At 62.9% G+C, this 16,391-nt stretch carries 19 protein-coding genes; 8 read left to right on the top strand and 11 right to left on the bottom strand.

Going from position 1 to position 16,391, the window contains the following annotated elements:
- Positions 1-147 precede the first annotated feature (147 nt).
- Positions 148-1,431, top strand: a complete 1,284-nt coding sequence (locus FQ664_RS12250) for an NAD(P)/FAD-dependent oxidoreductase (protein WP_144172148.1) — start codon at positions 148-150, stop codon at positions 1,429-1,431.
- 120 nt (positions 1,432-1,551) lie between these two features.
- Here the strand turns inward: FQ664_RS12250 and FQ664_RS12245 are convergent, their stop codons facing one another.
- Positions 1,552-2,229, bottom strand: coding sequence for a peptidase C39 family protein (locus tag FQ664_RS12245; protein ID WP_144172147.1), 678 nt, complete (start codon positions 2,227-2,229; stop codon positions 1,552-1,554).
- 222 nt (positions 2,230-2,451) lie between these two features.
- On the opposite strand from FQ664_RS12245, the gene FQ664_RS27230 reads away from it, so the two are divergent.
- Positions 2,452-2,628 (top strand): hypothetical protein, encoded by a 177-nt coding sequence (locus FQ664_RS27230; protein WP_178090985.1) that lies wholly within the window; start codon positions 2,452-2,454, stop codon positions 2,626-2,628.
- Between the two features lie 133 nt (positions 2,629-2,761).
- On the opposite strand, the gene FQ664_RS12240 is transcribed toward FQ664_RS27230, so the two are convergent.
- Together FQ664_RS12240 and FQ664_RS12235 are read right to left on the bottom strand one after the other, a co-directional pair.
- Positions 2,762-3,514, bottom strand: a complete 753-nt coding sequence (locus tag FQ664_RS12240; protein ID WP_144172146.1) for a TerC family protein — start codon at positions 3,512-3,514, stop codon at positions 2,762-2,764.
- Positions 3,515-3,542: 28 nt separating this feature from the next.
- On the bottom strand, positions 3,543-3,782 hold the full coding sequence (locus FQ664_RS12235) for a hypothetical protein (protein ID WP_144172145.1): 240 nt from the start codon (positions 3,780-3,782) through the stop codon (positions 3,543-3,545).
- A gap of 135 nt (positions 3,783-3,917) precedes the next feature.
- Here FQ664_RS12235 and nhaR point away from each other — a divergent pair, with 135 nt between their 5' ends.
- The 3 genes from nhaR to FQ664_RS12220 all read left to right on the top strand — a co-directional run bounded on the left by nhaR (position 3,918) and on the right by FQ664_RS12220 (position 6,941).
- Positions 3,918-4,811, top strand: a complete 894-nt coding sequence (gene nhaR, locus FQ664_RS12230) for a transcriptional activator NhaR (RefSeq protein ID WP_144172144.1) — start codon at positions 3,918-3,920, stop codon at positions 4,809-4,811.
- Positions 4,812-4,979: 168 nt separating this feature from the next.
- Positions 4,980-6,191, top strand: coding sequence for a serine/threonine transporter SstT (gene sstT, locus FQ664_RS12225; RefSeq protein WP_144172143.1), 1,212 nt, complete (start codon positions 4,980-4,982; stop codon positions 6,189-6,191).
- Positions 6,192-6,296: 105 nt separating this feature from the next.
- Positions 6,297-6,941 carry a YceH family protein gene (locus FQ664_RS12220; RefSeq protein ID WP_144172142.1) on the top strand — a complete coding sequence of 215 codons (645 nt, stop codon included), beginning with the start codon at positions 6,297-6,299 and terminating at the stop codon, positions 6,939-6,941.
- Positions 6,942-6,945: 4 nt separating this feature from the next.
- On the opposite strand, the gene FQ664_RS12215 is transcribed toward FQ664_RS12220, so the two are convergent.
- From FQ664_RS12215 to FQ664_RS12175, 8 genes are all read right to left on the bottom strand, one after another.
- Positions 6,946-7,134 (bottom strand): hypothetical protein, encoded by a 189-nt coding sequence (locus FQ664_RS12215; protein ID WP_013973178.1) that lies wholly within the window; start codon positions 7,132-7,134, stop codon positions 6,946-6,948.
- Positions 7,135-7,301: 167 nt separating this feature from the next.
- Positions 7,302-8,879 (bottom strand): alkyl hydroperoxide reductase subunit F, encoded by a 1,578-nt coding sequence (gene ahpF, locus FQ664_RS12210; protein WP_144172141.1) that lies wholly within the window; start codon positions 8,877-8,879, stop codon positions 7,302-7,304.
- A 124-nt stretch (positions 8,880-9,003) separates the two neighbouring features.
- Positions 9,004-9,567, bottom strand: coding sequence for an alkyl hydroperoxide reductase subunit C (gene ahpC / locus FQ664_RS12205; RefSeq protein ID WP_004375926.1), 564 nt, complete (start codon positions 9,565-9,567; stop codon positions 9,004-9,006).
- 244 nt (positions 9,568-9,811) lie between these two features.
- Positions 9,812-11,167: a glutathione-disulfide reductase gene (gene gorA, locus FQ664_RS12200; protein WP_144172140.1), complete on the bottom strand. Its 1,356-nt coding sequence runs from the start codon at positions 11,165-11,167 to the stop codon at positions 9,812-9,814.
- A 97-nt stretch (positions 11,168-11,264) separates the two neighbouring features.
- A complete protein-coding gene (galU, locus tag FQ664_RS12195) occupies positions 11,265-12,104 on the bottom strand; it encodes a UTP--glucose-1-phosphate uridylyltransferase GalU (RefSeq protein ID WP_085590936.1) in 840 nt (279 codons plus the stop codon).
- A gap of 301 nt (positions 12,105-12,405) precedes the next feature.
- Positions 12,406-13,320 (bottom strand): c-type cytochrome, encoded by a 915-nt coding sequence (locus tag FQ664_RS12185; RefSeq protein ID WP_144172138.1) that lies wholly within the window; start codon positions 13,318-13,320, stop codon positions 12,406-12,408.
- Positions 13,317-13,967, bottom strand: a complete 651-nt coding sequence (locus FQ664_RS12180) for a c-type cytochrome (RefSeq protein ID WP_144172137.1) — start codon at positions 13,965-13,967, stop codon at positions 13,317-13,319. The genes FQ664_RS12185 and FQ664_RS12180 overlap by 4 nt, the downstream gene beginning before the upstream one ends.
- A gap of 77 nt (positions 13,968-14,044) precedes the next feature.
- The gene (locus FQ664_RS12175) at positions 14,045-14,404 is read right to left on the bottom strand and encodes a hypothetical protein (protein WP_144172136.1); all 360 of its coding nucleotides are present in this window, start codon (positions 14,402-14,404) and stop codon (positions 14,045-14,047) included.
- A 160-nt stretch (positions 14,405-14,564) separates the two neighbouring features.
- On the opposite strand from FQ664_RS12175, the gene FQ664_RS12170 reads away from it, so the two are divergent.
- From FQ664_RS12170 to FQ664_RS12165, 3 genes are read left to right on the top strand one after another with little or no spacing between them, the layout of a single operon-like run.
- Positions 14,565-14,867: a DUF1883 domain-containing protein gene (locus tag FQ664_RS12170; protein ID WP_144172135.1), complete on the top strand. Its 303-nt coding sequence runs from the start codon at positions 14,565-14,567 to the stop codon at positions 14,865-14,867.
- 7 nt (positions 14,868-14,874) lie between these two features.
- The gene (locus FQ664_RS27225) at positions 14,875-15,045 is read left to right on the top strand and encodes a hypothetical protein (protein ID WP_178090984.1); all 171 of its coding nucleotides are present in this window, start codon (positions 14,875-14,877) and stop codon (positions 15,043-15,045) included.
- A gap of 44 nt (positions 15,046-15,089) precedes the next feature.
- Positions 15,090-16,178, top strand: coding sequence for an NAD(P)H-dependent flavin oxidoreductase (locus FQ664_RS12165; protein WP_144172134.1), 1,089 nt, complete (start codon positions 15,090-15,092; stop codon positions 16,176-16,178).
- Positions 16,179-16,391: the final 213 nt, after the last annotated feature.

The raw sequence follows: 16,391 nt of genomic DNA, 5'->3' as shown, positions 1-16,391 counted from the left end.
TAAGCTACTGAATCTTAAACTCTTTATAGTAAGGACGCGCTGACAGGGACCGAGTAAAGGATTTTCAACAGACGACTAGCGGGTGTTTATTATTATTGATAGCATCGGTACATTCGTTAAAAATATAAAACACGAGGTTCCTGCAGCATGGCTAACACCCCCTACCCCCAGTCCTACTACGCCGCCTCGGCCAACCCGGTGCCGCCACGTCCGGCGCTGCAGGGTGAGGTGGAAACCGATGTGTGCATCATCGGTGCCGGCTACACCGGCCTGTCCAGCGCCCTGTTCCTGCTGGAGAACGGCTTCAAGGTGAGCATCGTCGAAGCGGCCAAGGTCGGCTTCGGCGCGTCGGGCCGCAATGGTGGCCAGATCGTCAACAGCTACAGCCGCGACATCGACGTCATCGAACGCACCGTCGGCCCCAGGGAGGCCCAACTGCTGGGCCATATGGCCTTCGAAGGCGGGCGCATCATTCGTGAGCGCGTGGCCAAGTACAACATCCAGTGCGACCTGAAAGACGGTGGCGTGTTCGCTGCCCTCACCAGCAAGCAGATGGGCCACCTGGAGTCGCAAAAGCACCTGTGGGAACGCTTCGGTCACAACCAGCTGGAGCTGATGGACCAGAAGCGCATCCGCGAAGTGGTCGCCTGCGACAACTATGTGGGCGGCATGCTGGACATGAGCGGTGGCCACATCCACCCGCTGAACCTGGCCCTGGGCGAAGCCGCCGCGGTCGAGTCGCTGGGCGGCATCATCTATGAGCAGACCCCGGCCGTACGCATCGAGCGTGGCGCCAACCCGGTGGTGCACACCCCGCAGGGCAAGGTCCGCGCCAAGTTCATCATCGTCGCCGGCAACGCCTACCTGGGCAACCTGGTACCAGAGCTGGCCAGCAAGTCCATGCCATGCGGCACCCAGGTGATCACCACCGAGCCACTGGGCGACGAACTGGCGCGCACCCTGCTGCCGCAGGACTACTGCGTCGAGGACTGCAACTACCTGCTCGACTACTACCGCCTGACCAGCGACAAGCGCCTGATCTTCGGTGGTGGTGTGGTGTACGGCGCGCGTGATCCGGCCAACATCGAGGCGATCATCCGTCCGAAGATGCTCAAGGCCTTCCCGCAGCTGAAGAACGTGAAGATCGACTACGCCTGGACCGGCAACTTCCTGCTGACTTTGTCGCGCCTGCCACAGGTTGGCCGTATCGGTGACAACATCTACTACTCCCAGGGCTGCTCGGGTCACGGCGTGACCTACACCCACCTGGCGGGCAAGGTGCTGGCCGAGGCCATGCGTGGCCAGGCCGAGCGTTTCGACGCCTTCGCCGGCCTGCCGCACTACCCGTTCCCGGGTGGCCAGATGCTGCGCGTGCCGTTCAGCGCCATTGGTGCCTGGTACTACAGCCTGCGCGATCGCCTGGGCTTCTGATGTAGGCAGGCCTGGCCTGTTCGCGGGTGAACCCGCTCCCACAGGGATAGCACTGGACCTGAGGGCAGCGGGGTGCCTGTGGGAGCGGGTTCACCCGCGAAAGGGCTGGCACAGATAAAGCTATTTGTTCAGGCTACTCACGGCCTGCTTCGCCGCAATTTCCTGCCCCGCCCGGGCCAGTTCATCTGCAGCCTGCAACCAGCGCTGACGGTCCACCTGGGCCGGCAGTTGCCGCGGTGGCTGCACCAGCACCGCCCAACTCCCCTGCTTCGCCCACGCCGAGGCAAAGTCATCGAACGCCATTACCTGCCGCCGGTGCATGCCCGAGCGCAACAGCACCCGCTGCTTGTAGCGGTCGTAGCCGATCAACACGGCATAGCGTGGCTCGCTCCACCAGACAGAACCATCCTCGTAACGCAGCAGCACCGGGTTGCCCGCTGCCACCTGGGTCAACAGCGCGTCCAGCTGCTTGTCCAGCGGATACACCACCATGCCGTAGTCGCGCGCCACGCGGGGGATGCCGGTGCCCAGCGCCTCGGCGCCTTGAGGCAGATTCAGCGGTTTGTCCAGCAGCCCCGGGGTGATCGGAGCGCCCTGTTGCGACAGCACCGCCGCCAATGCCATGGCGCCGCTGTGGTTGGCGTTGCCACGGTAGAACGGCACGCTGCTGATCTCGACCCGCTGTGGCAGGCCCTTGAGGTTGGCGGAGGGTGCGCTGGCACAGCCGGCCAGGCTGGCCACTACCAGGCAGGCAGCCAGCAGCCGACGGGGGGTGGTTTTGAGGGAATGTTGCTGCATGGACACTCGCTTGCTCCAACGCCAGGCAGGCAGCGCCCGGCTCTGGCCCCGATCATAGGTCGGACAGCGGCGCGGGTATAGTCCGACACCGGTTAGGAGCAAATCGGACCAAGCAATAGACCTTCGGTCAATGGAACGTCACAGGCGAAAGGCTAGACTGAAGCAGTATCTGGAAGGCCAGCGTCGGCTGACCGAACGCGGCCTGTAGAGATGGAGGCACAGATGAGCCTGACCATGGCAATCCTCATGCTGGTGGGCATGTGGCTGAGCGTCGCAGCCGCCATGCTGTGGGGTGTACTGCGTATCGTGCGGCGTCATTCCCACCACCACCTGCCACCGCAGGTCCCCGTCAAGCCACAGCCCGTGCGCCGGGCGCGGCGGCATGCCGGGGTGCACTGATTTCAGAAATTCCTGAGGCCCATTCGCGGGTGAACCCGCTCCCACAAGGTCCTCCACTGCCTTCAAAAGCGGCGGGGTACTTGTGGGAGCGGGTTCAGCCGCGAACGGGGCGCAAGCGCCCCGCTTTTTCACATCAACCTTCGGCCGCCTCACGCTTCAACCGCGCCCGACGGGCGAGGATGTTGAGGATCTCGATCGCCGTCGAGAAGGCCATGGCCGCGTACACATAACCCTTCGGTACATGGGCGCCGAAACCTTCGGCAATCAGCGTCATGCCGATCATGATCAGGAAGCCCAGGGCCAGCATCACCACGGTCGGGTTGTCGTTGATGAAGTTGGCCAACGGGTCGGCGGCCACCAGCATGACGATCACTGCAGTGATCACGGCAATGATCATGATCGGCAGGTGCTCGGTCATGCCCACGGCGGTGATGATGCTGTCGACCGAGAAGACGATGTCCAGCAACAGGATCTGGAAGATCGCCGCGGCAAAGCCCAGGGTAACCGTCGACGACACCTTGGCTTCTTCCTTGGCACCGTGCGGGTCGACGTTCTCGTGAATCTCTTTGGTCGCCTTCCACAACAGGAACAGGCCACCGGCAATCAGGATCACATCCTTCCACGAGAAGGCATTGCCGAACACTTCGAACACCGGGTCGGTCAGCTGGACGATCCAGGCCACGGTGCTGAGCAAGGCCAGGCGCATGACCAGGGCCATGCTGATACCGATACGGCGCGCCTTGGAGCGGTACTCCAGCGGCAGCTTGTTGGTCAGGATGGAGATGAAGATCAGGTTGTCGATACCCAGTACAACTTCCATGGCCACCAGGGTAGCCAGGGCAACCCAGGCGGTAGGGCTAGCGGCGAGTTCCAGCAAGTATTCCATTGTTCAAATCCTGCAGCAGCGGTTGGGGTCAGATTTCCTGGGTTTGTTCTTGCTTGTCGGCGTCTTTTGGCTTGTGCCCTTCGCTGCCCATGGCCTCGCTCAACGCCTGCTGTGCGGCCTTGTTGGTATCGTCGATGGCCTGCTTGGCCGACTGTGCGGCCTGGTCGAGCATCTGCTGGGCGGATTTCTCGGCCTGCTCGCAACCCGCCAGGGTGAACAGGGCCAAGGCCAGTACCAGCGGCGTGCCGATGGATTTGAGTTGCAGCATGGGTTCCTCGCTTGTCGATATTCCGGCGGCGCACAGGGCACCTGATGGAGCCGCATTCTAAAGAGCGCGATACATCAGGAAAATTCGTATTTTCAGCGGTTATACTTCGGTTTTTACGAATCCGGAAAGGCACCGATGCTCAACTATCGGCAGTTGCACTACTTCTGGGCGGTGGCCAAGACCGGCAGCATCGCCCGCGCCAGCGAACAGTTGAACCTGACTCCGCAAACCATCAGCGGGCAGATCAGCCTGTTCGAACAGACCTACGGCCTGGAGTTGTTCCAGCGCGTGGGACGGCAGCTGGAACTGACCGAAACAGGGCGCCAGACGCTGATCTATGCCGAGCAGATGTTCCAGCTGGGCGGCGAACTGGAAGCCATGCTGCGGGCCGGCCCGCAAGAGCAGATCCTGTTCCGCGTGGGCGTGGCGGACGTGGTGCCAAAGTCCATCGTCTACCGCCTGCTGGCGCCGACCATGGAGCTGGACGACGTGCTGCGCATCAACTGCCGCGAAGACAAGCTCGAACGGCTGCTGGCCGACCTGGCGATCCAGCGCCTGGACCTGGTGATTTCCGACAGCCCCATGCCCAGCCACCTGGACATCAAGGGCTATAGCCAGAAGCTGGGCGAGTGCGGGTTGAGCTTCTTCGCCACCCTGGCGCTGGCGCAACGCCTGGAAGGCCCCTTCCCCGCCTGCCTGCAGGATGCGCCATTGCTTGTTCCCGGGCAGGAAACCGTGGTACGCAGCCGCCTGCTGCGCTGGCTGACTGAGCAGCAGGTGCAGCCACGGATCGTGGGCGAGTTCGATGACAGTGCCTTGATGCAGGCATTCGGGCAGTCGGGCAGCGGCATCTTCGTCGCGCCCAGCGTGATCGCCGAGGAAGTGTGCCGCCAGTATGGCGTGGAGCTGATCGGGCAGACCGAGGCCGTGCACGAGTCGTTTTATGCCATTTCGGTGGAGCGCAAGGTCAAACACCCGGGGATCGTGGCGATTACCGAGGGAGCGCGGCGGGAGTTGTTTCACTGGTGACCTTGAGGGCCTCTTCGCGGGTGAACCCGCTCCCACAGGTACAGCACCCAATTCGAAACCTGTACAGGTCCTGTGGGAGCGGGTTTACTCGCGAAAGGGCCACCCCTGCTCTACGAAGGTCTATGGTAAAGTCGCGCCCTTTTCGAACATGCTGGGATATCGCTGCACATGACCCCCGTCCTCCGCTTCCTCAATCGCACCAGCCTGGTGATGCAGATCGTCATCGGTCTGATCGCCGGCATCGCCCTGGCCCTGCTGGCGCCCGCCATCGCCCGCGACATGGCCTTCCTCGGGAAAGTGTTCGTCAGCGCCCTCAAGGCGGTGGCCCCCGTGCTGGTGTTCATCCTGGTCATGGCCTCGGTCGCCAACCACCGCCACGGCCAGGAAACCCATATCCGCCCGATTCTCTGGCTGTACCTGCTGGGCACCTTCAGCGCCGCAGTAGTCGCTGTGGTCGCCAGCATGCTGTTCCCGTCCAACCTGGTGCTGAGCACCGGCGAGGCTACGCTGAGCGCGCCGGGCGGCATCAGCGAGGTACTGCAGAACCTGCTGTTGAGTGCGGTCGACAACCCGATCAACGCCCTGCTCAACGCCAACTTCATCGGCGTACTGACCTGGGCCATCGGCCTGGGCGTGGCCCTGCGCCATGCCGGCGAAACCACCCGCACCGTGGTCGAGGACCTGTCCAATGGCGTGACCCTGATCGTGCGCGTGGTCATCCGCTTCGCCCCGCTGGGCATCTTTGGCCTGGTCAGCGCCACCCTGGCCCAGTCGGGCCTGGACGCCCTGCTCGGCTACCTGCACCTGCTGGCGGTGCTGATCGGCTGCATGCTGTTCGTGGCGCTGGTGATGAACCCGCTGATCGTGTACTGGAAGATCCGCCGCAACCCCTACCCGCTGACCCTGCTGTGCCTGCGCGAAAGCGGCATCACCGCGTTCTTCACCCGCAGCTCGGCGGCCAACATTCCGGTCAACCTGGCCCTGTCGGAGCGCCTTGGCCTGCATGAGGACACCTATTCGGTGTCGATCCCGCTGGGTGCGACCATCAACATGGCCGGTGCCGCTATTACCATTACCGTGCTGTCCCTGGCGGCGGTGCATACCCTGGGGATTCCGGTGGACCTGCCGACCGCTGTACTGCTCAGCGTGGTGGCAGCGGTATGTGCCTGCGGCGCCTCGGGTGTGGCTGGTGGTTCGCTGCTGCTGATTCCGCTGGCGTGCAGCCTGTTTGGCATCCCTGGCGAAATTGCCATGCAGGTGGTGGCGGTGGGCTTCATCATCGGCGTGCTGCAGGATTCGGCCGAGACGGCGCTGAATTCTTCGACCGATGTGCTGTTTACCGCGGCGGCGTGCCAGGCCGAAGAGCGGCGCACCGCTTGAGATTGCCGGTGTGGGAGCGGGTTCACCCGCTCCCACAGGTCCCGATTGCCTAACACGATGGCATTACCTACCCTAGTGGCCTTTCCCCAGCAATGAGACAGGGCCATGTCAGAACACGAAACTGCCGGCGAAGGCCGCTTCAACAGCATCGAGATCCGTATTCTCGGCTCGCTGATCGAGAAGCAGGCTACCAGCCCGGAAAGCTACCCGCTGACCCTCAATGCCCTGGTCCTGGCCTGCAACCAGAAGACCAGCCGCGAGCCGGTGATGAACCTCACCCAAGGCCAGGTCGGCCAGGCCCTGCGCGCCCTCGAAGGACAAGACATGACCCGCCTGCAGATGGGCAGCCGCGCCGACCGCTGGGAACACCGGGTGGACAAGGCGCTGGAGCTGGTGCCGGCGCAACTGGTACTGATGGGCCTGATGTTCCTGCGCGGGCCGCAAACCCTCAACGAACTGCTGACCCGCAGCAACCGCCTGCATGATTTCGACGACACCGAGCAGATCCAGCACCAGCTGGAGCGCCTGATCTCGCGTGGCCTGGCCTTGCACCTGCCACGCCAGGCCGGCCAGCGCGAAGACCGTTACACCCATGCCTTGGGCGACCCGGCAGAGATCGAGGCGATCCTGGCTGCACGGCAACAGGAAGGTGGTGCACGCAGCAGCGGCAATGTGTCGGAAGAACGCATCGAAGCCCTGGAAGCGCGCATCGCGGCGCTGGAGGCACGCCTGGCCGAGCTGGAAGGCTGAGCCGTCACGGCTCGGGGTCGGGGAAGTTGCGGCAGCTTTTGCGCTCGGCCAGCTCCCGGTCACTGGGGCGCTGGTCGACGAACACGGTGCGGCCGTCGGCGTAGATTTCCAGGTAGCCCCAGTGCAGGTCCTGCTCTTGCTGCCCGGGCTTTGGGGGGACTAGCCACCAGGGTTCGCGGCTGATCAGGGTCATGAGGGTAATTCCTGAAGGGTCTGCCGTAAGCATAGACACCCCAGATAAGGCTTTGCTTGTGCCGGCCCTTTCGCGGCTAAAGCCGCTCCCACAGGTACTGCACAGGTTTTGAAAACTGTGGAGATTCCTGTGGGAGCGGCTTTAGCCGCGAAGAGGCCGGTACAGGCTTACGCCGGTGCCGAAGTCCGAATCAGGTGGTCAAAGGCTGCCAGCGACGCCTTGGCCCCCTCACCCACCGCAATTACGATCTGCTTGTACGGCACAGTCGTCACGTCCCCCGCCGCAAACACACCCGGGATGCTGGTCTGGCCCTTGGCGTCGACGATGATCTCGCCACGCGGCGACAACTCGACGGTGCCTTTCAGCCAGTCAGTGTTCGGCAGCAGGCCGATCTGCACGAAGATGCCTTCCAACGCCACTTCATGCTGCTGGTCGGTGGTGCGGTCCTTGTAGCGCAGGCCGGTCACCTTTTCGCCATTGCCCAGCACTTCGGTGGTCAGCGCGCGAGTGATCACTTTCACGTTCGGCAGGCTGTGCAACTTGCGCTGCAGTACCGCATCGGCACGCAGCTGGCTGTCGAACTCGATCAGCGTCACCTGGGCGACAATACCGGCCAGGTCGATGGCCGCTTCCACACCCGAGTTGCCACCCCCGATCACCGCCACACGCTTGCCCTTGAACAGCGGGCCGTCACAGTGCGGGCAGTAGGCCACGCCACGGGCGCGGTATTCCTGCTCGCCCGGCACGTTCATTTCGCGCCAGCGGGCACCGGTGGCCAGGATCACGGTCTTGGCCTTGAGCGAGGCGCCGCCGGCCAGCCGTACTTCGTGCAGGCCGCCATCGGTGGCCGGGATCAGCGCTTCACCGCGCTGCAGGTTCATGATGTCCACGTCGTACTGCTTGACGTGTTCTTCCAGCGCCGTGGCCAGCTTCGGCCCTTCGGTTTCCTGTACCGAGACGAAGTTCTCGATGGCCAGGGTATCGAGCACCTGACCGCCGAAACGCTCGGCCGCAATGCCGGTGCGGATGCCTTTACGCGCGGCATAGATGGCTGCCGAGGCGCCGGCTGGGCCACCCCCGACCACCAGCACATCGAAGGCGTCCTTGGCGTTGATCTTCTCGGCCTGGCGGCTGCCTGCGTTGGTGTCGATCTTGCCAAGGATCTCTTCCAGGCCCATGCGGCCCTGGCCGAACACTTCACCGTTCAGGTAGATGCTTGGCACCGCCATGATCTTGCGCGCTTCCACTTCTGCCTGGAACAGCGCGCCGTCGATGGCCACATGGCGCACATTGGGGTTGAGCACCGCCATCAGGTTCAGCGCCTGGACCACGTCCGGGCAGTTCTGGCACGACAGCGAGAAGTAGGTTTCGAAGGTGAACTCGCCTTCCAGCGCCTGGATCTGCTCGATCACTTCGGCACTGGCCTTGGACGGGTGGCCGCCAACTTGCAGCAATGCCAGCACCAGCGAGGTGAATTCGTGGCCCATGGGGATGCCGGCGAAGCGCAGGCTGATGCTTTTGCCATCAAGGGCAGCACCCGGGCGATTCAGCGAGAACGATGGGCGACGGGCATCGGTACCGTCCGCGCTGAAGGTAATGAGGTTCGACAGGCCGGCAATTTCCACCAGCAGGTCGTGCAATTCGCGGGACTTCGCGCCGTCGTCGAGGGAAGCAACGATCTCGATCGGCTGGGTGACCCGCTCCAGGTAGGTTTTCAGTTGCGATTTAAGCGTGGCGTCCAACATACGGGCGATTCCTTTTTCAAAACTCGGATACAAAAACGCCCAGGCGAGGTCGCCCGGGCGTTTGACGGGGCGGTAAGTACTTCAGCTTTGGCGGCTGCTTACCGCCCGCGACTGGCTCACAGTCTTAGATCTTGCCGACCAGATCCAGGGATGGGGCGAGGGTAGCTTCGCCTTCTTTCCACTTGGCCGGGCAAACTTCGCCTGGGTGAGCGGCCACGTACTGGGCAGCCTTCACTTTGCGCAGCAGTTCGGCAGCATCGCGGCCTACACCACCGTCGTTCAGTTCGACGATCTTGATCTGGCCTTCCGGGTTGATCACGAAAGTACCGCGATCGGCCAGGCCGGCTTCTTCGATCAGCACGTCGAAGTTGCGCGAGATGACGTGGGTCGGGTCACCGATCAGCGGGTACTGGATCTTGCCGATGGTGTCCGAAGTGTCGTGCCAGGCTTTGTGGGTGAAGTGGGTGTCGGTGGACACGCCGTAGATTTCCACGCCCAGCTTCTGGAACTCGGCGTAGTTGTCAGCAAGGTCACCCAGCTCGGTCGGGCAGACGAAGGTGAAGTCGGCCGGGTAGAAGAACACGACAGACCACTTGCCTTTCAGGTCGGCTTCGCTGACCTGGACGAACTCGCCCTTGTGGTAGGCGGTGGCGTTGAACGGTTTGACCTGGCTGTTGATGATTGGCATGAGAGACGCTCCTTCATGGGGTTGGAATCAGTTGATGGAGAGAATCCTAACCGCTGGTCCCGATAAAGGCTCATTGGCAAAGCTCATGCTTTTGATTGGTTTTGGCTATAACCGGAGTTTATTAATAGAAGGGAATGGGCTGAGCAAAGGATTGCGAGGTGTGTGGCTTTTGTAGGAGCAGCTTTTTGTGGGAGCGGCCTTGCGGCCCTTTCGCGACACAAGGCCGCTCCCACAAGAAACGTGCTCAGCGGGTAATGGTGCGCATGGTCACGAACTCTTCGGCCGCCGTCGGGTGCACGCCAATGGTTTCGTCGAACTGCTGCTTGGTCGCACCGGCCTTCAGGGCAATGCCCAGGCCCTGAATGATCTCGCCAGCGTCGGGGCCTACCATGTGGCAACCCAGCACCTTGTCGGTCTCGGCATCGACCACCAGCTTCATCAGGGTCTTTTCCTGGATGTCGGTCAGGGTCAATTTCATCGCGCGGAAGCGGCTTTCGAACACCTGCACCTTGTGCCCGGCCTCCAGCGCCTGCTCCTCGGTCAGGCCCACGGTGCCGATGGGCGGCTGGCTGAACACTGCGGTGGGGATGTTCTGGTAGTCCACCGGGCGGTATTGCTCGGGCTTGAACAGGCGTCGCGCCACGGCCATGCCCTCGGCCAGAGCCACCGGGGTCAGTTGCACGCGGCCAATCACGTCGCCAATGGCCAGGATCGACGGCGCGGTGGTCTGGTACTGCGGGTCAACGCGAATGTAACCGCGTGCATCCAGCTCGACGCCAGTGTTCTCCAGGCCCAGGTTGTCCAGCATCGGGCGCCGGCCGGTGGCATAAAACACGCAATCGGTGAGCAACTCGCGGCCATCCTTGAGGGTGGCCTTGAGGCTGCCGTCCTCGAGCTTGTCGATGCGCTGGATGTCGGCATTGAACTGCAGGTCGAGGCCGCGCTTTCCCAGTTCTTCCTTCAGGTGCGTGCGTACCGAACCGTCGAAGCCGCGCAGGAACATGTCGCCACGGTACAGCAGCGTTGTAGCCGCCCCCAGGCCCTGGAAGATACCGGCAAACTCGACGGCGATGTAGCCACCGCCCACCACCAGCACCCGGCGTGGCAGGTCCTTGAGGTAGAAGGCTTCGTTGGAGGTGATGGCCAGTTCCTTGCCCGGAATGTCCGGCACCTGCGGCCAGCCACCGGTGGCGATGAGGATGTGCTCGGCGGTGTAACGCTGGCCTTCCACTTCCACTTCATTGGCCCCGGTCAGGCGCGCATGGCCCTGCAACAGGGTAACGCCGCTGTTGACCAGCAGGTTGCGGTAGATGCCGTTGAGGCGTTCGATTTCCCGGTTCTTGTTGGCAATCAGGGTGCCCCAGTCGAAATGCCCTTCTTCCAGGGTCCAGCCGAAACCAGCAGCCTGCTCCAGTTCGTCGGCAACGTGCGCGCCGTACACCAGCAGTTTTTTCGGCACGCAGCCCACGTTGACGCAGGTACCGCCCAGGTAGCGGCTCTCGGCCACTGCCACCTTTGCGCCGAAGCCGGCGGCAAACCGCGCCGCGCGCACACCGCCGGACCCGGCGCCAATCACGAACAGATCAAAATCGTAGGCCATGTATTCACTCTCCTAGGCAGGCACCCAGCATAACGCCGTTGGCCGCCGCAAACAAAAAAGCCACCCCGAAGGGTGGCTTTCAGGCCAGCAGGGCTTATCAGTAAGCCTTGCCAGTCTTGTAGTAGTTCTCGAAGCAGAAGTTGGTCGCGTCGATGTAGCCTTCGGCGCCACCGCAGTCGAAACGCTTGCCTTTGAACTTGTAGGCGATCACGCAGCCGTTCTGCGCCTGTTGCATCAGCGCGTCGGTGATCTGGATCTCGCCACCTTTGCCCGGCTCGGTGTTGGCGATGATGTCGAAGATGTCCGGGGTCAGGATGTAGCGACCGATGATCGCCAGGTTCGACGGGGCGTCTTCCGGCTTTGGCTTCTCGACCATGTTGGTGACGCGGAAAATGTCGTCACGGATCATGTCACCGGCGATCACACCGTACTTGTTGGTTTCCTGCGGATCGACTTCCTGGATGGCGACGATCGAGCAACGGAACTGGTTGTACAGCTTGACCATCTGGGTCAGTACGCCGTCACCTTCCGGGTTCACGCACAGGTCGTCCGCCAGCACCACGGCGAACGGCTCGTCACCGATCAGCGGGCGGCCGGTGAGGATGGCGTGGCCCAGGCCTTTCATTTCGGTCTGACGGGTGTAGGAGAACGAGCACTCGTCGAGCAGGCGACGGATACCAACCAGGTATTTTTCCTTGTCGGTGCCCTTGATCTGGTTTTCCAGCTCGTAGCTGATGTCGAAGTGGTCTTCCAGAGCACGCTTGCCGCGCCCGGTGACGATGGAGATCTCGCTCAGACCGGCATCCAGTGCCTCTTCAACGCCATACTGGATCAGTGGCTTGTTGACCACCGGCAGCATTTCCTTGGGCATGGCTTTGGTAGCGGGCAGGAAGCGGGTGCCGTAACCGGCTGCCGGGAACAAGCATTTTTTGATCATATACGTCCTTACAAAAGGCTAGGCCTGTGGAATTCGGCGCAGTCTAATCAGGCGGCAGTCACCTTACAATGCCCCCGCCCGTGCTGACCGATGCCATGATAGAGATAACCCAGTGTAGATAGTTCCGGGGGATCGTAAATATTGCTGTCATCAATGACAGTTGGATGACAGAAATCAAGGTTGCCTGTACTGGCCTCTTCGCGGGTAAACCCGCTCCCACAGGTACTGCACAGCATTCATAGCCTGTGGTGATCCTTGTGGGAGCGGGTTTACCCGCGAAGAGGCCGGCACAGGCAATACATCAGCTACCGGTCCCCTGCCCGATCAGCACGCCATCGACCTTCTGCCCATACAGGTTCACCCCGTCATTGGCATGGAACTTCACCCGCGTCTTCTCGATGGAGCCTTCCACCAGCCGCGGATCCTGCGGCCGCTCATGGCGGTTGATCCAGGCCGCCACGTCCCAGGCCTGCTGGTCACTGAGGCTGCCCGGCTTGCCCAGCGGCATGTTGTACTTGATGAACGACGCCGCGGTGTTGATGCGGTGCATGCCGGCGCCCCAGTTGTAGGCGTCCTTGCCCCACAGCGGCGGCATCACATACTCGCTCGCCACCTTCTGCCCTTCACCGTTGTCGCCGTGGCAAATCGCACACTGCTCGCGATAAACCTGCTGGCCGCGCTTGAAGTCGTACCCGCCCTTGGGCTGCGGCACCTCCGGGTAACCACGCCCGGCAATCTCCACACCGGTAGGGGCCTTGGTCGACAGCCAGTACGAATACACCGCCAGCGCCGTCATCTGCGGGCTATCGGCCGCAGGCGGCTTGCCGTTCATGCTGAACTGGAAGCAGCCCTGGATACGCTCGGCGTAGGTGTTGACCTTGTCGTTTTTCTTGCGGTACGCGGGGTACATCGGGTACGCCCCCCACAGCGGCGCGGAATGCGCCAGCCGCCCTTGGTCAAGATGGCAGTTGCTGCAGTTCATGCCGTTGCCCACGGCCTCGGGCATCAGCCTGCGGGTGTCGACGAACAGGGCATGGCCCTCGCGCACCATCTTGCCAAAGGCATTGTCAGGCAACTCACTTTCCGCTGGCGGCACGAACTGCGGTGCAGCCTGCACGCCAGGCACTTTCAACTGCGACTGGTCTTCCATGGCGATCTGGGTGGCCTGGGCGCTGCCCACGGCCAGCAACAACAGAGCTGGAATCATCGGTTTCATGGCATGACCTCCTGGCTGGCGGGGCGGGCGAAGAACTCGGCCACGGCCTTGATCTCGTCATCGGTCATGGCCTTGGCCACGCCGACCATCAGCTGGTTGGGGTCATTGCTGCGGTTGCCGTCACGCCAGGCATCGAGCTGCGCCACCAGATAACTGGCGGGCTGGCCGGCCAAGGGCGGGAAGTGTTCGCCAACCCCGCCACCGCCCGGGCCATGGCATTGCACGCAACCAGGAATCTGCCGGTTCCAGTCGCCGTACAGGGCCATGCGGGTGGTGGGGTCATCGGCAATCTGCTGGCGACGCAGGTCGCCTGCGGGGTCTGCCGGCAGGCTGGCCAGGTAGGTGCTGACCGCCTTGATCTCATCCTCGGTCAGGGCCTTGGCAAGCGGCTCCATCACCGGCTGTTTGCGGCTGCCACTGCGCCAGTCATGCAATTGCTTGCTGAGGTAGGCGGCCGGTAGCCCGGCCAGGCGCGGGAAGCCGGCAGCGGCTATGCCCTTGCCGTCCGGGCCATGGCAACCCAGGCAAGCCATGGCGGCGGGATTGGCCCCGCCCTGGGTGAAGACTTTCTGGCCATCGGCGGCATGCGCCGCGGGCCAGGCCAGAATCAGCAAACTGCCGATCACGACGCGACTCAACGGAGTCATCACGAACCTCCTTTTCTATTGTTATATGCTTAGGCCTAAAACATATAAGCAAAAGGAGCGCGATCAGTTGCCCTGGATCAACTCCCGGAGATGCATTGGGTGGCTGCGGTGCGCACGTCGCCCAGGCGCAGCGGGAAGTTGTTCAGCCGCTCGTGCAGCTTGATGCTGCTGCCGCTGCCACGCTTGTCGATATCCACCAGCGCCGCCGGGCCCACGCCCGAGCTGATCTTCTGCGGCACGATCAGCCGCAGGCCATCGCCACGCGGCTCTTCCACCAGCGGGTCGCGGGTATCAGCCAGCTTCTGCTTGATGCAATCGGCATATGCGCGCGGGGATTTGCCGGAAATCACATCCAGTGTTTCACGCGATTGTTCCAGTTCCGCAACACTCACACAGCCACCCAGCGTCACCGCCAACGCCGCCACCATCCACTTCATTTGCAGCACCTCTGCCTTCAAGAATCCGGTTCGACCACAGCCAGGCCGTTTTGCTCCCTGCTTTGGCAGATTTATCTACGCCTGGCGGAACAGCGCGGCAGTGTAACCCGACATCGTGGTATCGTTTGCCTTTGCAGAACCAATCCTTGCGGAGCATCACATGAAATTCGTACACCAGCGCGAGCACCTGAACGAGGACGACATCGTCGTCATCGAGTGCTCCCAGCGCTGCAATATCCGCCTGATGAACGACGCCAACTTCCGCAGCTTCAAGAACGGCGGCCGTCATGCCTACCACGGCGGCCATTTCGACAAGTTCCCGGCAAAGATCACCGTGCCCAGCACCGGTTTCTGGAACATCACCATCGATACCGTGACCACCCGCCCGATCTCGGTCACCCGCAAGCCAAGCTTGACCCACAAGATCAAGATCGTCCGTCGTTCGTCGTCGAAACTCAGATAAGACCACCATGACCCAGACCACCAAATACGTCATCAAATACAAGCTCGACGGCCAGCGCCGCTGGGATTTCGCGCTGATGCCCGATGCCTCCCTCGAACAAGCCCTGCAAGCCCTGCGCAAGATCCACGGCGAAGACGCCGAGAAGATCAGCGACATCCAGGTCAGCAAAGCCTTGTAAACACCTGCCCCCGCCGTACCGCTCGCCGGCGCAAGGAGAATCGCATGAGCCATTGGGCCGACCCCCGCATCCTTGACCTGCTGGGCATCGAGTTGCCCATTCTCCAGGCCCCCATGGCCGGCGCGACGGGCTCGGCCATGGCCATCGCCGTGGGCCTGGCGGGCGGTTTGGGCGCCCTGCCCTGCGCCATGCTCACGGGCGACCAGGTGCGCGCCGAGATCGCCGCCTTCCGCGCCGGCTGCCCAGGCCGCCCATTGAACCTGAACTTCTTCTGCCACCAGCCGCCAGCGCCCGATGCCGAGCGCGATGCACGCTGGAAGCAGGCGCTCGAGCCCTATTACAGCGAAATGGGTGCCGACTTCGCGGCCCCCACGCCAGTGTCCAACCGCGCGCCTTTCGACGAACAGAGCTGCCAGCTGGTCGAGCAACTGCGCCCGGAGGTGGTGAGTTTCCACTTCGGCCTGCCCCAGGCCGACCTGCTGCAACGGGTAAAGGCCAGCGGTGCCAAGGTGCTGTCCAGCGCCACCACCGTAGAGGAAGCCGTGTGGCTGCAGCGCCATGGCTGTGATGCGATCATTGCCATGGGCTATGAAGCGGGCGGCCATCGCGGCATGTTCCTCAGCGACGACATTACCAGCCAGATCGGCACCTTCGCCCTGGTGCCGCAGGTGGCCGATGCGGTCAGCGTACCGGTGATTGCCGCCGGCGGCATTGCTGACCACCGCGGCCTGTTGGCGGCACTGGCCTTGGGTGCCTCGGCAGTGCAGATCGGCACGGCTTACCTGTTCTGCCCCGAGGCCAAGGTCTCGCCAGCGCATCGCCAGGCCCTGGACAGCGCGCCCGCCAGCGACACGGCGCTGACCAACCTGTTCACCGGCCGGCCAGCGCGTGGCATCAACAACCGCATCATGCGCGAGCTGGGGCCAATGAGCGACCTGGCGCCGCGCTTCCCGCTGGCCGGTGGGGCGTTGATGCCGTTGCGGGCGATTACCGATCCGCAGGGTAATAGCGATTTCAGCAACCTGTGGTCGGGGCAGGCGTTGCGGCTGGGCAGGCATATGCCGGCAGGCGAGTTGACCCGGGAGATTGCCGAAAAGGCGCTGGCCGTGGTCGGCCGACAAGCATCTGCGTAAGCAGGTCTGGCCTCTTCGCGGGTGAACCCGCTCCCACAGGTACTGCGCAGCATTCGAATATTGTGGCGCCCCTGTGGGAGGCATATGCCGGCAGGCGAGTTGACCCGGGAGATTGCCGAAAAGGCGCTGGCCATGATCGGCCGACAAGCATCTGCGTAAGCAGGTCTGGCCTCTTCGCGGGTGAACCCGCTCCCACAGGTACTGCGCAGCATT

It is taken from the genome of Pseudomonas persica, from assembly GCF_900291015.1.
Lineage (GTDB): Bacteria > Pseudomonadota > Gammaproteobacteria > Pseudomonadales > Pseudomonadaceae > Aquipseudomonas.
This window is presented reverse-complemented; position numbering and strand designations above follow the sequence as displayed.